Source organism: Georgenia sp. EYE_87 (assembly GCF_023148685.1).
In the GTDB taxonomy this organism is placed as follows: domain Bacteria; phylum Actinomycetota; class Actinomycetes; order Actinomycetales; family Actinomycetaceae; genus Georgenia.
Map to the genome: position 1 here is coordinate 1 of NZ_JAHXNL010000029.1, position 2,621 is coordinate 2,621.

The following is a 2,621-nucleotide window of genomic DNA, read 5'->3' on the forward strand; positions in this document are numbered from 1 at the left end:
ACAACACCCGACGAAGGCACTCCTGGTGCAACTACCAGTCACCGTCCACCTACGAGTCTCACCACGCTGCTACGCTCGCGCCCGCCGCGTAATCCCACCCCGTGTCCACGTACCGGGGTCAAGGCCCAGGAACGTGCGGCCGAGCAACCACCCGGCGTCGTGGCGGTAGGCGGCCAGGGGCAGGCGGAACACCGCGATCGCCAGGCGGCCGGGCCGCACTCGCAGCCCGAGCAGCGGCCTTGCCGTCCTGCGCCGTCGCGGGGTCGAGGCAGACCTGGCCATGACCGAACCTCCTTCACCAGCGGTGAGGACATTCACGGACGCTCACCACGAGCACATCGCACCCCATGGGCGTTCGCAAGGGACCAGGGCACCGGCTCGTCGTCTCCGCAGGGCAGGGCCACCCGCGGTCGTCCCCGCAAGGACGCGGCAACCCGGTCGTCCCGCAGCGGGGGGCGGGGGCGACCTCGATGCCGGCGCGGACCGGGGCAGCGGCCTCCCGGAGCCCGAGACGGGCACACCCGCCCGCGGCATGGTCCGTCGGCGCACGGCCGGCGTCCGGCACGGCACACTGGTACCCGTGCCCGGTGAGCTGCCGGGCGAGAGAACGGAAGGCAGAAGAGTGACCGACATCCTCGATGAGCTCCAGTGGCGCGGCCTGCTGGCCCAGTCCACCGACATCGACGCGCTGCGGGCGGCGCTGTCCGAGGGGCCGGTCACCTACTACTGCGGCTTCGACCCCACGGCGCCGAGCCTGCACCACGGCCACCTGGTCCAGCTGGTGCTGATGAGGCACCTCCAGCTGGCGGGGCATCGTCCGCTGGCGCTGGTCGGCGGCGCCACCGGCATGATCGGTGATCCCCGTATGTCGGGCGAGCGGGTGCTCAACGACAAGGAGACCGTGGCCGGCTGGACCGACCGCCTGCGCGGCCAGATCGAGCGTTTCCTCGACTTCGAGGGGGACAACGCGGCGCGGATGGTCAACAACCTCGACTGGACCGGGCAGCTCAGCGCGATCGACTTCCTCCGTGACATCGGGAAGCACTTTCGCCTCTCCACGATGCTCGCGAAGGACACCGTCGCCCGCCGCCTCGCCAGCGAGGAGGGCATCTCCTTCACCGAGTTCAGCTACCAGATCCTGCAGGCGATGGACTACCGGGAGCTGTTCCGTCGCCACGGCTGCACGCTGCAGACCGGCGGCAACGACCAGTGGGGCAATCTGCTCGCGGGGGTCGACCTCATCCGCAAGGCCGAGGGTGCGAGCGTGCACGTCCTCACGACACCGTTGATCACCAAGGCCGACGGGACGAAGTTCGGCAAGTCCGAGGGCGGCGCGATCTGGCTCGACGGCGAGATGTTCAGCCCGTACGCCTTCTACCAGTTCTGGCTCAACACCGACGACGCGGACGTCATCCGGTACCTCAAGGTGTTCACCTTCCGGAGCCGCGAGGAGATCGCCGGTCTCGAGGACGCGGTCGCGACGCGGCCGCAGGCGCGGGAGGCCCAGCGGGCACTCGCCGAGGACGTCACGACACTCGTGCACGGGCCCGACGCGGCCGAGCGCGTCCGACGAGCCTCCCAGGCGCTGTTCGGACGAGACGAGCTCCGCGAGCTGGACGGTCGGACGCTTCGGGATGCTGTCGCCGAGCTCCCGCGCGGCGAAGCGATCGTGGGGGAGTCCACCGTGGTCGACCTGCTCCTCGCCAGCGGCCTGGAGAAGGGGCGTTCCGCCGCGCGGCGGACCGTCGCCAGCGGCGGCGCCTACCTGAACAACGAGAAGATCGAGGACGAGGATCGCGTCCTCTCCGCGGAGGACCTCCTGGCCGGCGGGTATGCGCTGCTCCGCAAGGGCCGTAAGAGCCTGGCCGTCATCGCCACAAACCACGTCTGAGCTCGACGCGGAGGACCTTCGACTCAGCGCTGGGCGGGCCATGCGCCGCCGCACGGCGCCCGACGGACCACTCACAACCGGACGACGCGCGACAAGTCGGCCGACAGCAGCAGCACCCCGGGCGGGGCACCATCTCGGTGCCTCGCCCGGCCCTGTTCCGGAAGGTGGGGGAAGCCCTGTCCCGGCCCGTGCACGGGAGTGGTCCTGAGGGTCGGGAGGCGCTGCCGAGGACCAACGCAAGATGACGCGCGGGTGAACCCTTGTGGGTCAGGTCTCAGCGCCCGATCTGAGCCTTCGGACGGCCCCAGGAGCCGTCTCACGTAGCAAAATCGCAGGTCACAGCGGTGGAGCGGTCCTTCTGGAGGCGGTCGACAACGAAGTTGACGGCCCCTGGCGGGCGACGTAATGTACTTCCTGCTGCACCGGACGGGAGGCACGGACGAGAGGAACTGAGTTCCTCGAGGCCGATCCCCACGGAGCGGAAACCTTGGACATCGAACCGGTGACACAGTCATCGGTGATCGATCGTCCCGGGGGCCGGGATCGACGAGCTGGCCGGCGGAGCGCGGGGAACCGCGCGAAGTTGACAGGCTCGGACAACCTGGTTAGGTTAGAGAGGTTGCCCCGGTGGGGGTTCGGGAGTGGGTTTTCCCGGGTCTTGCTGGTGTGTGTCTGTTCTTTGAGAACTCAACAGTGTGCCAAGTTTTTGATGCCATTTGATTCTGGGTGT

Annotated in this window: 1 protein-coding gene; it reads left to right on the forward strand. The window is 69.1% G+C overall.

Annotation, left to right across the window (positions count from 1 at the left end):
* Positions 1 to 622 precede the first annotated feature (622 nt).
* Positions 623 to 1,891: a tyrosine--tRNA ligase gene (gene tyrS / locus KZX45_RS19725; RefSeq protein WP_248259463.1), complete on the forward strand. Its 1,269-nt coding sequence runs from the start codon at positions 623 to 625 to the stop codon at positions 1,889 to 1,891.
* Positions 1,892 to 2,621 lie beyond the last annotated feature (730 nt).